Origin of the sequence: Spirulina sp. 06S082 (assembly GCF_034932145.1) — a bacterium.
Lineage (GTDB): Bacteria > Cyanobacteriota > Cyanobacteriia > Cyanobacteriales > Spirulinaceae > CCY15215.
In genome coordinates this window covers 1-16358 of the sequence record NZ_JAYGHV010000299.1, presented here as the reverse complement: position 1 = coordinate 16358, position 16358 = coordinate 1, and the positions used below count along the sequence as shown (strand labels likewise).

The 16358-nt window shown below is 41.2% G+C and carries 17 protein-coding genes; 11 read left to right on the top strand and 6 right to left on the bottom strand.

Translation table 11 applies throughout. From position 1 onward, the window contains the following. Positions 1 to 115 precede the first annotated feature (115 nt). Together VB714_RS18990 and VB714_RS18985 are read left to right on the top strand one after the other, a co-directional pair. Complete coding sequence (locus tag VB714_RS18990) at positions 116 to 340, top strand: type II toxin-antitoxin system HicA family toxin (RefSeq protein ID WP_323226233.1); 225 nt, start codon at positions 116 to 118, stop codon at positions 338 to 340. After that, positions 337 to 564, top strand: a complete 228-nt coding sequence (locus VB714_RS18985; protein WP_323226232.1) for a type II toxin-antitoxin system HicB family antitoxin — start codon at positions 337 to 339, stop codon at positions 562 to 564. Before VB714_RS18990 ends, VB714_RS18985 begins: the two co-directional genes overlap by 4 nt. A gap of 60 nt (positions 565 to 624) precedes the next feature. Here VB714_RS18985 and fusA read toward each other — a convergent pair whose 3' ends face one another. Beyond that, entirely contained in the window at positions 625 to 2661 is a 2037-nt protein-coding gene (gene fusA, locus VB714_RS18980; RefSeq protein ID WP_323226231.1) for an elongation factor G, read from the bottom strand. A gap of 192 nt (positions 2662 to 2853) precedes the next feature. Here fusA and VB714_RS18975 point away from each other — a divergent pair, with 192 nt between their 5' ends. Together VB714_RS18975 and VB714_RS18970 are read left to right on the top strand one after the other, a co-directional pair. Then, positions 2854 to 3267 (top strand): DMT family protein, encoded by a 414-nt coding sequence (locus VB714_RS18975; protein ID WP_323226230.1) that lies wholly within the window; start codon positions 2854 to 2856, stop codon positions 3265 to 3267. 43 nt (positions 3268 to 3310) lie between these two features. After that, positions 3311 to 3643, top strand: a complete 333-nt coding sequence (locus tag VB714_RS18970; protein ID WP_323226229.1) for a DMT family protein — start codon at positions 3311 to 3313, stop codon at positions 3641 to 3643. Here VB714_RS18970 and tilS read toward each other — a convergent pair. From tilS to ccsB, 4 genes are all read right to left on the bottom strand, one after another. Continuing rightward, positions 3640 to 4626, bottom strand: a complete 987-nt coding sequence (gene tilS / locus VB714_RS18965) for a tRNA lysidine(34) synthetase TilS (RefSeq protein WP_323226228.1) — start codon at positions 4624 to 4626, stop codon at positions 3640 to 3642. The two genes, VB714_RS18970 and tilS, sit on opposite strands and share 4 nt — an antisense overlap. A 16-nt stretch (positions 4627 to 4642) precedes the next feature. Further along, positions 4643 to 6151, bottom strand: a complete 1509-nt coding sequence (locus tag VB714_RS18960; RefSeq protein ID WP_323226227.1) for a DNA methyltransferase — start codon at positions 6149 to 6151, stop codon at positions 4643 to 4645. Between the two features lie 65 nt (positions 6152 to 6216). Then, a complete protein-coding gene (locus VB714_RS18955; protein ID WP_323226226.1) occupies positions 6217 to 8127 on the bottom strand; it encodes a KGK domain-containing protein in 1911 nt (636 codons plus the stop codon). Positions 8128 to 8251: 124 nt separating this feature from the next. Continuing rightward, positions 8252 to 9259, bottom strand: a complete 1008-nt coding sequence (gene ccsB, locus VB714_RS18950; protein WP_323226225.1) for a c-type cytochrome biogenesis protein CcsB — start codon at positions 9257 to 9259, stop codon at positions 8252 to 8254. 122 nt (positions 9260 to 9381) lie between these two features. On the opposite strand from ccsB, the gene VB714_RS18945 reads away from it, so the two are divergent. The 3 genes from VB714_RS18945 to VB714_RS18935 are packed head-to-tail and all read left to right on the top strand — an operon-like array spanning position 9382 to position 11134. Further along, positions 9382 to 9723: a 2Fe-2S iron-sulfur cluster-binding protein gene (locus tag VB714_RS18945; protein WP_323226224.1), complete on the top strand. Its 342-nt coding sequence runs from the start codon at positions 9382 to 9384 to the stop codon at positions 9721 to 9723. 7 nt (positions 9724 to 9730) lie between these two features. Beyond that, entirely contained in the window at positions 9731 to 10147 is a 417-nt protein-coding gene (locus VB714_RS18940; RefSeq protein ID WP_323226223.1) for a DUF1824 family protein, read from the top strand. A gap of 33 nt (positions 10148 to 10180) precedes the next feature. Beyond that, entirely contained in the window at positions 10181 to 11134 is a 954-nt protein-coding gene (locus tag VB714_RS18935; RefSeq protein WP_323226222.1) for an aldo/keto reductase, read from the top strand. A gap of 26 nt (positions 11135 to 11160) precedes the next feature. Here VB714_RS18935 and glyQ read toward each other — a convergent pair whose 3' ends face one another. Then, positions 11161 to 12039 (bottom strand): glycine--tRNA ligase subunit alpha, encoded by an 879-nt coding sequence (gene glyQ, locus VB714_RS18930; RefSeq protein ID WP_323226221.1) that lies wholly within the window; start codon positions 12037 to 12039, stop codon positions 11161 to 11163. 120 nt (positions 12040 to 12159) lie between these two features. On the opposite strand from glyQ, the gene VB714_RS18925 reads away from it, so the two are divergent. The 4 genes from VB714_RS18925 to VB714_RS18910 all read left to right on the top strand — a co-directional run. Beyond that, positions 12160 to 12765, top strand: coding sequence for a Uma2 family endonuclease (locus VB714_RS18925; RefSeq protein ID WP_323226220.1), 606 nt, complete (start codon positions 12160 to 12162; stop codon positions 12763 to 12765). A gap of 185 nt (positions 12766 to 12950) precedes the next feature. Next, positions 12951 to 13370 carry a hypothetical protein gene (locus VB714_RS18920; protein ID WP_323226219.1) on the top strand — a complete coding sequence of 140 codons (420 nt, stop codon included), beginning with the start codon at positions 12951 to 12953 and terminating at the stop codon, positions 13368 to 13370. Positions 13371 to 13697: 327 nt separating this feature from the next. Then, on the top strand, positions 13698 to 15059 hold the full coding sequence (locus VB714_RS18915; protein ID WP_323226218.1) for a hypothetical protein: 1362 nt from the start codon (positions 13698 to 13700) through the stop codon (positions 15057 to 15059). Next, a partial coding sequence (locus VB714_RS18910) for a tetratricopeptide repeat protein (protein ID WP_323226217.1) occupies positions 15059 to 16358 on the top strand: 1300 nt, incomplete at its 3' end. The genes VB714_RS18915 and VB714_RS18910, both read left to right, overlap by 1 nt.

The window sequence follows — 16358 nt, the reverse complement described above, 5'->3', positions numbered from 1 at the left end:
CGTTTTGAGAAAGAAAGGTTAGTTAGAAAGAGAACAGCGATCATCTTCAATTCAAGTCGCGATCGCGATCGCCAACTAGAGTAAAATAAAACAATCAAGGCACAATTGTTCATAAATGCCGCAAAAAATTAGAGAATTAAAAACCCGCCTTAAAAAAGCGGGTTTCATCTACAGATCGGCGAAAGGTAGCCATACCCGTTGGTATCATCCTTTGCTTCCTAACGATCCAATTACTCTTTCTGGTAAAGATGGAGATGATGCTAAAAAATATCAAGAAAAAGAAGTCAATCAAAAATTAGTTAAATTAAAAATCATTCAAGAAGGAGAACAAGAAGTATGAATTTACCCTATACAATTGTCATTCAATGGAGCAATGAAAATAGTTGTTATTTGGTTCATTTGCCAGAGTTTCCCAGTCAAACTTATCACACTCATGGTGAAACTTATCAAGAAGCATTAAATAATGCACAAGAAGTTTTAGAGTTATTAATCGAAGAATATCAGCAAGAACAGAAAGTTTTACCACAACCAAAACCTTTAATTACTTTGCCTCAAACTGCTTGAAATGAATTAATGGAAGGCGATCGCCTTAAAAAAGGGGCGCATCATAGCACCCCTTTTATTCTAGATCGTCACCCCTTCCGGTAGAGGTTTATAGCCCGATAATTCCATCGAAAATGTCGCCATTCCTGAAGACAAAGATCGCAATTGAGTTGAGTAACCAAACATTTCAGCTAAAGGAACTTCTGCCCGTAAAACAGTATAATCGGGCATGACTTCCGAACCGACTAAAACCCCACGACGAGAGAGTAAATTCCCTTGAATTCGTCCGGTAAATTCAGCAGGAGTTTCCACTTCTACCGCCATAATGGGTTCTAACATCACCGGTTTTGCCTTTGCAAATGCTTGTTCAAAACCCAACTTTGCAGCCGATCGAAAAGCCATTTCGTTAGAGTCAACAGAATGAAAAGATCCCCCCTGCAAAACCACTTTGACCCCAACAATAGGATATCCTTGCAAATAACCCGTGACGATCGCATCCTTGAACCCTTTCTCGCAAGCGGGGATATATTGCTTGGGAATAGCACCCCCCACCACGCGATCGCAGAAGAGAAAATCTTCCTCGCAAGGTTCTAGAACCCCAGTAATATGAGCGTACTGACCAGGGCCGCCGGATTGTTTTTTCAGTTGGTAGTCAAAAGCCGCTTTATCAGTAATCGTCTCCCGATAAGCAACCGCAGGTTGACCCACGTACACCTCTGCATTGTACTCCTGCTGCATCCGTTCGATGTAAATCGCCAAATGCAGTTCTCCCATCCCGGAAATCAGGGTTTTTCCCGATTCGGGATCGGTACTGACGTGAAGGGTAGGATCTTCTCGTACAAAGCGATGTAGCGCTTTCGCAACCTTGGGATCGTCCTCTTGGGTTTTCGGAGTAATGGCGAGAGTAATCACCGGATCGGGGACAAACATTCCCTCTAAGGACAGGTTAGCACCCTCAGAACACAAAGTATCCCCAGAAGCGCAGTCTATTCCCATCACCGCGACGATCGCCCCTGCATTTGCTTCCTTAAGCTCTTGGCGTTCGTCTGCGTGCATTCGTACCAAACGACTCACTCGCACGGTTTTTTGGGTACGAGTATTCAGGAGTTTTGCGCCTTGTCGTAAAGTCCCGGCATAAATTCGCAGATAAGTTAGCTGACCGAATTCGTCATCGGTTAACTTAAATGCTAAAGCAACTAAAGGCGCATCGGGATCGGCAGGAACTTTTGTTTCTTGTTCGTGAGTAATATCAAAAGCTGTCACGGTTTCGCGATCGCCAGGAGAAGGCAGATACATTGTCACCGCATCTAACAAGTTTTGAACGCCTTTATTTTTATAGGCAGAACCCATTAAAACAGGAACAATATCTAAGCGCAAAGTTGCTTCGCGAATGACCTGCCAAATTAGATCGTGGGGAACAGTTTCATCCATCAGTAGATACCCAGTCATCTCTTCTGAATAAAAAGAGAGGGTATCGAGAAGTTTGTCTCGTGCTTGTAGGGCATCTTCGTGCAGGCGATCGGGGATATCTTTTCTAACCCATTCTTCCCCTTTCTCCCCTAAAAAGTAACAGGCTTGCAGAGTAATAAGGTCGATAATTCCCTCAAATTCAGCTTCTGTGCCGATGGGATATTGCAGGAGAAGAGGATTCAAATTCAGTTTTTCCCGCAAGGATTGAACGACTTTAAAAGGATTCGCACCTGCCCGATCCATTTTGTTAATAAAAGCCAAACGAGGGACGCGATAGCGCTTCATTTGTCGGTCAACCGTGACAGATTGAGATTGCACCCCAGCAACGGCACAAAGCACCATCACTGCACCATCTAATACTCGCAAAGCGCGTTCGACTTCGATGGTAAAATCAACGTGACCTGGAGTATCAATTAAATTAATCTCATGGTCGTGCCATAAACAAGTTGTTGCCGCAGAATTAATCGTAATTCCATGCAGTTTTTCCAACTCTGCATAGTCCATCGTTGCACCGTTACCGCCGCCTCTAACTTCCTCGATTTTGTGAATTTTTCCCGTGTAGAATAAAATACGCTCGCTCAAAGTCGTTTTGCCTGAGTCAATGTGAGCGGAAATACCGATGTTGCGAATATTCTTGAGGATCGTCATGGTTGTAGCTCCTTTTTTAGGGAAAATTGCGATCGCCTTGTTGTTGCGATCCCATCATACTACATTAATAATACACGAATTCCGAAAAATAGCCAAATTTCCTATGTTCATTCTCGTGTTTTGTTGTTTAATCTTAGTATTGGGCAGAAAAAGAACATTTGTTCGATTAAATTACTAGGAGAACATTATCTCGTGCAAAAACCACAATCCAACTATTTGTTATTGACAGAAAAAATACATCATCTCACCGATCGATACCGACTCTTTGTTGTGCCTGCGATGCTCTTTTCATCTAGTATGATTATGACAGTAGCTTGGCTGGGACATTTGAAATTTAAACAACTCCCTTTGTTTTGGGCAATATTATTCTGTTGGCTGCTGGTTTTGCCTGAATATTTTGTAAATATTTCTGCCATTCGGTTAGGTTATAATCTTTATACAGGGGCGCAAATGGCAGCATTTCGTCTTTGTTCTGGGGTTATTTGTATTGCTCTTGTTTCGCGCTTCTTATTGGGTGAAGAGCTTAATCTACAGAAATTAACTGGTTTTGGATTAATGATTATTGCGATGATTTTAATCACTCGAAAATCGCCTAACGTTGGATGAAAAAGCACCATTTGAGAAAACAATAATTGAGGTTTAAGGTTCAATGAAAATGATTTTAGTTCCTTTAATGTTATGCTTATCAAGTTTACTGATGGCATTTGCTTGGTTGGGTCATATTAGATTCCGAAACCGAGGATTTTTATTTGCCCTCCTCGTCAGTTGGGCGATCGTCCTTCCTGAATATATTCTCAATGTTTTAGCGATTCGTTATGGTCATGGAGTCTATACTGGTGGAGAAATGGCGGCATTTAATTTAGGTACTGGAGTATTCTTTGTTGCTTTAGTATCTCGTTTATTTCTCAAGGAATCAATGAATGTCTACCAACTCTTCGGCTTTTTCGTGATGACTTGGGGAATTACTCTCGTAGTCTACTAGCTTTTGACTTTCCCGTTATGCGATACAATGAGGCGATCGCCATTAACTTCAACAAAAAATCCTCCTGGAAACGTTGAAGTTCTGCTTTTGTTAGGCGCAGAAATTAAATGCACGATCGCCTCAATTTGTTCAAATGCAGGAGAATTAGGCAGCGATCGCCGCAAGAATTGTCGCAAAATGCGTCTTTGTAGGGAGAGGGGAAGCGATCGCAAGATGTGGCGATCGAGGGTCAAATTTTCCCCAGCAACGATCGCCTCTTCTAAATATTTTCCCGCTTCTGTTTCTAAATACTCCACATCTGCTCTCAAAAGTTCTGCTGTTTGTGCGAGATTCTTTTCTGTCCGAGGATTAAAATGCTCTTTTAAATAAGGAATAACTTTAGCGCGAAGGCGATTCCGAGCATAATGGAGGTCTTCATTGAGGATATCCTCCCAAACCGGAAGCCGAAATTCTCGGCAAAATTCCCCAGTTTGCGATCGCGATACCTCCAATAAAGGGCGAATGAGGTGAATTTCGGGGGTGAGGAAACGATGCCAGGTTAACGCTTGTAACCCGTCGGCACCGGCACCGCGAATGAGGTTGTAGAGGAGGGTTTCAGCGCGATCGCTTTGAGTATGTCCCACGGTAACGCGATCGAAACCTTGCTCTCTGGCAACTTCTGTAATAGCATGATAGCGCCATTCTCGTGCGGCTGCTTCGGTTTCTGGCAATCCTTCGGCACGTTTTAAATACAAAGGCACATCGAAACTACAAGCAATTTCAGCGACGCGATCGGCAATACCAACATCAGTTTTCCAGTTGTGATCGCAGTGAATAACCGCCAATTGCCATTGCCATTTTGATTGTAAATCTAACAGTAATTTTAGCAAACAAAGGGAATCCTGCCCTCCCGATACGGCAACAAGAATCCTATCTCTTTTTGCGAGGAGTTTCCTCTTTCGTAGAGTTTGCTGAATGGAAGCGTGTAATGGTGTCCAGTTCACTTATCAATTACCAATTCTAAAGTTTTAATTCCAGTTGTTTATTTTTAGTTTCTCGCTGTTTTTCAGCAGATTTCAAAACGTCAAAAGCTAAACGAATATCCAAGCGTTTTTTCTCTTCTAAAATTTCTGTAATGCTTATAATCTGAATTTTGTCAATACTTTGGCTCATATATCGGCTTTGATAAATTCCCGCAGATTTTGCCGTTTGCAGCATATCTTTTGTCGGTTGATTGAGGGTAATAAAAATTCCGATTTCAGCCTGCTGTAGACTCATTGTACCTTGTAGCTCGCGAATATCTCCAGACTTGACTTTGCCGGATTTTACCTGAAAAATAATCTTTTCTGGACTGTCGCGATCGCCCTGAAAATAGGCGATCGCATCAATCCCTCGATCTGCACCTTTTTTGGCATTAATCACAGCACGATTGTTACTATAAGTTAATATTGACCATTTTTCAAATTCCTTGCGAGTGCGATCGTCTTTTTTGGTTGCGAGGGCTTTCGCTGATTCAATATCTTTAGGGATTCCATTTGTTACAATTGTATCAAGAATATTTTTACCAAAATTATCCTCAAGTCTTTTTAGGATTAAGCCAATACTTTGATAAGTCATATCAATCCCAATCCAAACCCGATTAAATCTTTCTGCAACCGCGATCGTTGTGCCGCAACCGCAATAAGCATCTAAAATGAGATCGCCTTCATTACTGCTGGTTTTAATAATTCTTTCTAAGAGGGCTTCGGGTTTTTGAGTAGGATAACCTAGACGCTCTCTATCTTCCCTATTTAAAGTTTCTATGTCTACCCAGTAGTCTTCAGCAATTTTACCCTCATCTAAATAATATTGATAAATTTTTCCTGTTTTTTTATTCTTTTTCTCTTGATATTCTCTCCCTTCCGAGTCAGTTCTTACTTTCATGTGAGAATTTTGCTTTCTCGCAATTGAAGCACCTTTGCGATTAAAAGTATATTTTTTGCCCTTAGTATAAAACAAAATTATATCATGTTTTCTCCCAAATTTATCTTTACTTTTGCCCCCAATCGAATAACACCAAACAATTTCATTTTGAAATTGTCCAGCTTGAGGACAAAATATAGCATCAATAATAATTTTAAGATAATGGCTTGCAGTAGGATCGCAATGTAAATAAAAACTGCCAGTTGGCTTTAGAATTCGATTAATTTCTGCAATTCTTAAGGTCATACTTATCAAATAAGCCAATAAACTCCCCTTTCCCAAAACTTTTACCAAACCTGAAATTAAATCGATACTTTGGCTAGTAAAACTTCCTAAATAATTTTCCTGAATTTCAACTAAACCTTGATTAGCGCGATCGTCCCATGTCCAAGTATCTATAAAGGCTTGTGCTTGCCCTCTATCTTCCTTACCCAAATTGTTATAAATTTGATTGTAATTGCGCTTGGAATTAAACGGTGGATCGATATAACACAAATCCACCGATTCATCCTTAATATACTTTCGTAGAACCTCCAAATTGTCACCATAAAAAAGCTGCTTGCTCATTATTTCCATAATTCTTTCAGATTGAATTATTCTTTTTTCTGGTTCCTCAATCATCAAAATTGAAGTTAACTAAATTCATCAATATCTTGCCAAATATCCGCAAAAACAGCTTCTTCTTCCTCATTTTCTGTACCGGAATTTTTAGATTCCGAAGAACTTCCCAGAGCGAGTTCATCATCATCCGATGTTCCCCAATCGAGATCGTCATCAATGCTACTAAAAAGTTCATCCTCGTCTTCATCATCGAAATCTAATTCTTTATTAGTTTCTTTTCCTTTGTCTGGGGTAGATAAATCGATTTCATCGCCACTCCCGAAAGCATCACCTAAGTCTAACTCTTCATCTAATCCATCCGCAAAGACATCTTCAGATAAACTCAATTCCTCCTCCTCTAAAGCACTGATGTCAAAGATACTATCGGGTGTATCGTCTATTTCAGGTTGGCTAACCGGAGTCGATAAAGGTTCTGCAAAAATATCAGTTTCTGCTACATCAGTTGTAGGTGTTGTCTCAGAGGTTTCAGCAAAAATATCCAGTTCTTCGTCTTCTACTCCACTCAGAGAAGAATCATCATCAAAAATATCTTCAACTAACTCTTTCTGAACATCCAGTTCAGCACTTTCTTCCTCAAACAGGGAATCATCTTCATCGTCATCGTCATCATCAAAAATATCTTCAACTAACTCCTCATCATCCAGTTCAGCACTTGCTTCCTCAAGCAAAGCATCATCGGGAGCATCATCAAAAATGTCTTCAACTAACTCCTCATCCACCCCCAATTCAGCACTTTCTTCCTCAAGCAAAGAATCATCGGGAGCATCATCAAAAATGTCTTCAACTAACTCCTCATCAACCCCCAATTCAGCACTTTCTTCCTCAAGTAAGGAATCATCGGGAGCATCATCAAAAATGTCTTCAACTAACTCCTCATCAACCCCCAGTTCAGCACTTTCTTCCTCAAGTAAGGAATCATCGGGAGCATCATCAAAAATGTCTTCAACTAACTCCTCATCAACCCCCAATTCAGCACTTGCTTCCTCAAGCAAGGAATCATCGGGAGCATCATCGAAAATATTTTCAATTAATCCTCCACCCGTATCAATTTCCTCGCTTTCTTCCTCAAGCAAGGAATCATCAGAATCATCATCAAAAATATTTTCAATTAATCCTCCACCCACATCAATTTCTTCACTTTCTTCTTGAAGTTGTCCTTGAGGGATATCTTCCTCCGCTTCATCTTCAAGCCAAAGTTTTTCCGTTTCTGATTCTACTAAAGAAGAGCCAGCAAGCTCTGATAGTTCTTCTTTGTCTGCCCACATATCATCGGTTTCATCTGACAGTATGGAATCGCCTTCTTCTTCAACTCCAGCTAATTCATCCATTGCGATATCTTCTGTCTCTGGGAGGAAGTTTTCATGCTCCTCGATCGCCGCTTCCTCACGATCGCCACTGTCTCCTAAAGGCAGATCTACAGATTCGAGAATATCTTCACTCTCTACCGTTGTTGTGGTTTCTTCCGCAAAAGAATCCGTTGGAGGTAATTCCACAGACTCGAGCAAATCTTCTGCTTCCTCCTGGGCGATCGCCTCTTCCGGTAAACTTTCAGGAGTCGGAACAGTTTCCTCCTTAAAACTGATTGGCTCTCTAGCAACAGGGGTTTGAGGAGTAGAAACAGTGGTGGTTTTAGGGGGAATAAACTCATCGGAGTCGTTAGGGCAAAACTCAAAACTGATGCGAACCTTTCCTCTTTGCCAGTTTCCCGCACTGTATCTCAGAACTTGACATTCTGCCCCTTCTGCATTAAACCAACCGGCTTTTTCTTCAGTTAGCCCGCCAATCTTGTGTTCGAGTAACTGAGTTTTCAGCGCTTTTGCTAACTCGTCTACTCTAAATGTGCTATGTCCGATGAGAATTTGTACGGATTCCTCTACCGAGAGAACTTCTCCGCGATCGAGTGGCTCGAATTTATTATCCACGGTTGTTTCACCCTACTTTACTAATCGTTTTATTTTGCTGTGGCTGTTGAGGTTAGGTTAATCTCTGCCCAGTCTTGTTTCTTTTCTTTTCGCTAAAAGTTTATTCTATTTTGGAACGAACAACCTAGAAAAACCAACCATAGGAATGTAATCCTTTCCCCAACAAGTTTACCCCGAGGTAGCAAATCCAAACCACGGCGAAGCCTGTAGTAGCTAAAATAGCTGGCTTTCGACCCTGCCAGCCGCGAGTGAGGCGAGCATGGAGATAAGCGGCAAAAACTAACCAAGTGATTAACGCCCAAGTTTCTTTCGGGTCCCAACTCCAATAAGAACCCCAGGCTTCATTAGCCCAAACCCCTCCGGCGATAATGCCGATGGTCAATAAGGGGAAGCCCAAGCCGATAATGCGATAACTTATGTTATCTAAGGTTTCCGCAAGAGTGAGGCGCTGAGGCGAAAGTAGGGGGGGAGGAGAGAGGGTTTCTGTGGTGACTCGTTCGAGAACGGCGGTTTGACCTGTGGCGAGGCTCGGTGAGGTGGGAGAGGAGATGGCGGGTTCTTCTGTAGGGGGAGAGGGGGTTTTGAGACGATAATCCCCCAGACCGAGAGAACTGCCCTGTAACTGCACGTTTTGCCCTCGGGTGACGATGAGGAAGGCGATCGCCAGTAGTGCGCCCACCATCAGCGTTGCATAACTTAACATCATGACGCTAACGTGCATCATCAGCCAATTGGATTTGAGGGCGGGGACGAGGGGGGCGGAGTTTTGCATATCCGAGGGGAGGGTCAGGGTAGCAAATGCCGTAATTCCCATGGCTAGGGGGGCGGTAAAGACTCCCGTGAGAGTAGAACCGCTTGTACGTTCGGCGATAAAATGAACGGCGGTAATGCCCCAAGCGAGGAAGAAGAGGGACTCGTAAAGATTGCTGAGGGGGAAATAGCCTGCTTCCAACCAACGAGCGCCGAGAAGGGCGGCCATACAAAGATTGGCGATCGCCATGCCTACGCTACCCAGACGGGGTAAAAGGGTTATGTTCTGAAAGGCTGCACCGCTCCAATAGAGAAGCATGGCGATAAAAAGAATGGCAAAGGCTGTATTATCAAGGATGTTTTCTAGAACGAGTAAATCCATAAGAATGAGGCAATAACGATTTTTGAGGGGGTGTGCAGTTGACGGACTTAACCAGACAATAATATCCTAGCGGTTCTGAGGTTATTCTTGTTGAGAGAATTTTGAGGGTGGGGATCGATTTGATGGCAGTTTATCAGGTTCGCTTAATTAACCGCGATCGCGGCTTAGATCGCACGGTGTCGGTGCCCGATGACCAATATATCCTCGATATGGCGGCTGAGGCGGGAATTCGCTTACCTTCGGGGTGTTTGCAGGGGGAATGCTCTGCCTGTGTTGCCCAATTAATCGAGGGGACGGTGGATCAAAGCGAGCAAACCTTTCTCAAACCTGCGGAAGTTAACCGGGGCTATACCGTGACTTGCGTGGCTTATGCGCGATCGCATTGCGTTTTGGAAACCCACCAAGAGCAAATTTTGTATCAATCTTCTCTCTATTTTCAACCACCAACCCCCGAGGGGGAATAATTAAATAATGAATGCTACTTCCGATCTAACTCATGCACGCAAGATTCTCGACTCGTTTAGTGGTGTAACGCCCAAGGTTCCTGCTTCGGAAACAGAGGCTGAAGAATTGCGTCAAGCAATACGTTTAATGACAACGCGATCGGAGTCGGAAAATTTGGGTGTTTGTGCCGACAATTCCTCTCAAGGTTATCGGGTTCTCGCACATTACCTTGAGGCTTTGGGCTATGCTGTTCCTTTTGCGATCGCCGAGATCGAATCGGTAGATACTCCTGTTTATATTAAGTTCAATACGGCTAAGATGAGCCATTATCTCGATGCTTATGAAGGAAACTATCGAGGGGTTCTCATTGCTTGTCAATCGGAAGAAGAAGAAATTAACGGTACTTACGGACATTTTCCCCTCAATTTATTCGGTTCACCCTAATCATTTATTAATTGTTCTAGGAGAATGGTCACTATGAATGTAAAGTCCGATTGTGTTGCAGATTCTTTTATTTTGGGGTGTTGGCAACTCGACGATCGCAGTTGGAAAGCGACACCAGAGACGGATCTCGCACGGGCGATCGATACCTATCTTGCTTGGGGGGTAACAAGGTTTGATACAGCAGATATTTATGGACGCAGCGAACGGATTTTAGGAAAATGTTTGAAGGGAAGACCCGATTGCCAAATTTTTACCAAAGCTGTATTTTTTGATAGCGTTCCTACCCCTAAACAAATTCAGAATAAAATTGAGAGTGCCTTACGCAATTTACAGCGCGATCGCCTCGACTGTATTCAAATTCATTGGCACGATCCTCGCCTTGATTTTACCTCAACTCTAGAGGAGTTTAGCAAATATGTAGAGCGGGGTAAAATTGCTCGCTTGGGTGTCACTAATTTTAATACACCCATGTTAAAAAAAGCGTTACAAATTGCACCGATTAAGAGCAATCAAGTGCAGTATAGTCTCATCGATCGCCGCTTGGAAAATTCCCTACAAGCCCTTTGTTTGCAAGCAGATATTGCGATTTTTGCCTATGGTTCTCTCGCGGCAGGTTTTTTATCGGATAAGTTTTTAAACGTTAAATTCCTCCTCTCAGAAGGAGAACACGCTCGCAGTTTTTACTACAGCAATATGATTGCTCAACATGGCGGATGGGAGGCTGTTCGAGAACTATTATTGACCTTGGATAAAATCGCTAAAAAATATCGTTTGAGTATTTCTCAAGTTGCTCTCAATTGGTTAAATAATCGGCAGATTGTTAGTTCTATTGTTACAGGATTGACAAATGATCGACAACAAATAAAAAGCAATATGGAAGCCTTAAAAACAGCGATCGATCCTGAAGATTTAGAGATGCTATCAACACAATCTGAAGAACTTTTTGAGCAAGTTGGGGATATATACTCTTACGAAAGAGGATTTTAAACAATCACTTTGAAGTTAATATTTGTTCATTGTTCCTTCATCAGTGGAAATCCTAATAATTCTCGTTGTTGTAAATATAAATGGGCGACTTTACGTGCTAAATTGCGAATGCGTCCGATATAACTGGTGCGTTCGGTGACAGAAATAACTCCTCTGGCATCAAGCAAGTTAAAAGAGTGAGAGCATTTTAATACATAGTCGTGACTGGGAAGAACTAAACCGCGATCGATTAATTGTTTTGCTTCTTGTTCGTAGAGTTTAAACAAGTTAAATAAAAGGTCTGGGTCCGAGGCCTCAAAGTTGTAGGTACATTGTTCGATTTCACCTTGAAGAAAAATATCGCCATAATTGAGGTGTTCATTCCATTGAATTTTGGCGATCGCCTCCACATCTTGAAGATACATCGCCAAGCGTTCCAAACCATAAGTAATTTCAATAGAAACGGGACGACAATCAATACCTCCGCACTGTTGAAAATAGGTAAATTGAGTAATTTCCATCCCATCCAACCAAACTTCCCAACCGACTCCCCAAGCACCTAATGTGGGAGATTCCCAATTATCTTCAACAAAGCGAATATCATGGTCTTCTGGGCGAATTCCCAAGGCTTTGAGGGAGTCGAGGTAGACTTCTTGAATATCATCGGGAGAAGGTTTGATCAGGACTTGATATTGATAGTAATGCTGATAGCGGTTGGGATTTTCCCCGTAGCGTCCATCCGTGGGACGACGACAGGGTTCAATATAAGCGACAGACCAAGGCTCCGGACCGATCGCCCGCAGGAAGGTATGATAGCTCATGGTTCCCGCACCCTTTTCCGTATCGTAGGGTTGAGCGATGAGACAGCCGCGATCGCTCCAAAATTCGTGGAGTTGGGCAATTATGGATTGAAAACTTAAAGACACAGATTCAGCAATTATCAATTATCAACGATCAATTATCAATTATCCCTTGATAATTAGCAATGGGCGCGATCGCGGTTTCGGGAAATTCGAGGGAAGTTATAGCAGGGGAGACTCGCTATAATGAGAAAAGTTGAGCCAAGTGCTGTCATGACGGGAATTATTCTCAATCTCCAACCTTTTGTTGAGTTCAGCAACGACCAGTTTTACGAACTGTGTAGAATTCATCAAGAGTTAAATTTTGAGCGCACTGCACGAGGAGAATTAGTCATTTTACCGCTTTCAGGAGGGTTGCAGGGAATTCGGATAGCATCTCTAATTGGAGAATTGGGATTGTGGAATCGGCGATCGCGTCTCGGTAAAGTATTTTCGTCAACAGGTTTTATTCTTCCTAATGGTGCAATTCGTTCTCCTTGTATTGCTTGGATTCCTTCAGAAAGATGGGAAAATTTAACTTTAGAACAGCGTGAGAAGTTTTTGCCATTTTGTCCAGATTTTGCTATTGAATTGCGTTCTAAGAGCGATTCTTTGCCTCTCCTACAGCGTAAAATGGAGGAATATATCGAAAATGGGTTACGTTTGGGATGGTTAATCGATCCCAAAAATCGACAAGTTGAAATCTATCGAGAGAATCGCGATAAAGAAGTTTTGGAAAATTGCGATCGCCTGGAGGGAGAGGATATCCTGCCTGGTTTTGTGTTGGATTTGTCTATAATTTGGGAGGAGTGAGAGGCGATCGTATTGTAACGAACATTTCTCAGCCTAACTGTAGGGATGCAATGCTTGCACCCGCAGACATGGAATGTTACAAAATATTTCAATACGAAAATATTATCCAAAAAAGTTAGAATTTTAGTTACTCTAGTTTATAGAAGTTTTTCTGAAATCCAAAATCTGAATAGGGCAAATACACTATGAGACAAGAAATCTTGCATCAACTTGATCTTGAACTTATCATGGTTAAAGCGATGGATCCGGAGGAAGGATATGGGTGGTCGTTAGATTTTACCCAACAAGTATCTCAAGAATATCGGAGATTTTTAGTTCTTTGCTATGAAAATTCTGATCTTCCTGTTGTACCATCGACTTACATTGATAATTTTTGGCACTTGCATATTTTAGATACACAAAAATATCAAGAAGATTGCCAGCAATATTTTGGATATTTTCTACATCATTTTCCATATTTTGGGATGCGGAGTAAAGAAGACGAAGAAAATTTAAAGACTTCTTGGGAAAGAAGTTGCAAACTTTATGAGGAAACTTTTGGACAAATTCCCTCAATTTTATGGTCATCGGTTTCGACTTACTTTTGTGCTTCTTCGATCGCCTAGAACAAAATATTCGAGAACAGCGTTTGAGAAGATTAAAGAAAGTCACAGTTTAGGCGATCGCATTGTAATATCAAATCCGCATGAATACTATCATTAAAAATCTAGGGAGCGAGACGCTCCCACTACGATAATATTCAATAATTACAGTAGTGCGGGCATCTTGCCCGCTTGTTATACCCATTAACCGGATTTGATATAACGAACAATTCCCAGAACTGTAGGGGTGCAATGCTTGCACCCTTACTTGCACCCAGGCTACACTTGCGCGATCGCGTTTTTGGGGTGCGATCGCGGTAAAATTGTTAAGGAATAGCTTTTCTCGTACTTATGACCAATCTACCCGCAGATCGCGCTACAACCCTCAAAGAAGCCTTTCGCAAATGCGATGTCGTTCCTTTAGAAGGGGAGAATATTGATAAGTATTATGTCGATCTTTCGGAGGTTCGCAAAACGGAGGCGATCGATGAGATGAACGGTATATTAGAATTTCTGGATGAAGGGGAGTTTACAACGGTTTTGTTTGTGGGACATCGAGGAAGCGGTAAAAGTACAGAATTAAAACGATTAGAGAGAGAATGGCGGCAATATTATCGGGTTATTTATTTAGAAATTAATGAAGAAACTGATATCAATGATGTGAGTTATACCGATCTCTATCTCATTGTTATCAAACAAATTGAGTTTGAATTACGGGGATTAGGGTTAAGATTTGATAACAACCTCTTGACAAGTTTTGAGGATTGGTTCAAAGAAATCACTCGGGAAAGTGAAGAAACTGTAGAGCGATCGGTTAGTGTTTCTGGTGAGGCCAGTTTAGGCGCGAATGCACCATTTTTAGCAAAGTTATTGGTGAAATTGCTGGCACAAATTCGGGCAAATTCAAAAGACAAAAAAGTGATTCGGCAAACTTTAGAGCAAGATATTTCTCGTTTGAAAACTGATATTAATAATTTGTTGGCAGATGGGACAAAAAAACTGAGGAATAAGTTTGCGGAAGAAGGAAAATATCAAAAAGGATTCTTGCTCATTTTTGATAATATGGATCGGATGCCTCCTGAAGTTGGAAATTCTTTATTTTTTGACTACGAAGCGCAGATTCAAGAATTACATTGTACTCTTGTCTATACTGTACCAATTTCTGTACTTCGTTCGGGAAATGTTAGCAATAGTTTTGGCAGTCCGACTGTGATGCCAATGGTTAATATTTACCGTTTTGAACAAGATAGAAACGATCTTGAATATGATGATAAGGGATTGAATGCAGTGGAACAATTAATTGAAAAACGAGTTGATATTGATGCGGTTTTCGAGTCGAGGGAACAATTGCGTGAATTAGCAAAAATAAGCGGAGGTCATGTGCGTCAGTTAATGCAAATGATGCGGCGATCGTGTCTGATCGCAAATACACGGAAACACGCTAAAATTATGGCAGAAGATGTTGAATATGTCGCAAAGCAAGAACAGTTTAATTTTGAGCGTTTTACTCCCGACGAACATTATCCAATCTTAGCAAAAGTTTGCCGAGATAAGGATTTGGATAAGGATGAAATTTATCAGAAAATGCTATTTAATGTTTCAATTTTGGAATATCAAGGGGAGACGCGCTGGAATTATCCCAATCCCCTTGTGAAGCGAATTGAGAAGTTTAAAAAGGCGATGGCAAATCTTCAAGCTGGAGGAGGTTCGTAATGGAATCAACACAAAAATTAACCGATCCAGAAGAGTTTATAAAATGCAATCAAGAACCTTTTCAAGAGTTGTTGAGTTTTATTGATTTTGCAGAAGCAGATAAGTTTACTTTGGGGTTTATCGAGGTTAATTTTTCTTCGGAAGTTGATATCTTACTCAATCATCTAAAGCAGCATTTTCAAGATGAAGAAGTTCAAATTGAGGTTTTCCGATTTCCCGATCCCAGTCTGCGATTTTTACGAGACGCATTAAAGGAAGAAATTCCTAAGCGCAATATTTCGTCCCACAAAAAAACAGTTTTGGTGATTCGAGATTTAGAATATGCGATCGGAGTTTATGGCAATTATCCGCCTTTTTTACAAGACCTCAATTTTGTCCGCGATGCTTATAAAATTTATGTGCGTTATCCGGTTTTATTTGTTTTACCCGATTTTGCGATGACTCGCGTAACTCGTTTTGCGCCGGATTTTTGGGACTGGCGATCGGGTATCTTTCGATTTAAAACAACTCAGGAAACTAGAGATTTTGTTGAAAATCAAACACTTAAATTTGATGGATATATTAGCAGTTTAAATATACCCGAAAAACAAGAAAAAATAGATAACTATCATCGACTCTTAATGGAATATCGCCCTACAGGTCAGCAGATGAAAGAAGAAGATATTGTGAAATATAGTGATATTTTATACAAACTAGGTGCTATTAATGAAAGTCAAGGAAATTATACAAAAGCAAGACAATATCTGGAAGATTCACTGGAATTTGCAACTCGAAAAGAGGATTTGAGCCTGAAAGCAGGAATAATAAATCTTCTGGGATGGTGCGATTATAAGCAGGGAAATTATCAATTAGCAATGATTTCTTGTCAACAATCATTAACTATTGCACGAGAAATTCAGAATCGTGGAGAAGAATCTAACTCATTGGACAATATAGGGAATGTATATGATTCTCAAGGAGAATATAGTCAAGCAATTAAATATCATCAGCAATCTTTACAGATTCGACGAGAAATTGGCGATCGCTCTGGAATTGCAGCTTCTCTCAACAATATAGGGAATATATATCAATCTCAAGGAGAATACGGTCAAGCAATTAAATATCATCAGCAATCTTTACAGATTCGACGAGAAATTGGCGATCGCTCTGGAATTGCATCTTCTCTCAACAATATAGGGAATATATATCAATCTCAAGGAGAATACAGTCAAGCAATTAAATATCATCAGCAATCTTTACAGATTCGACGAGAAATTGGCGATCGCTCTGGAATTGCAGCTTCTCTCAACAATATAGGAA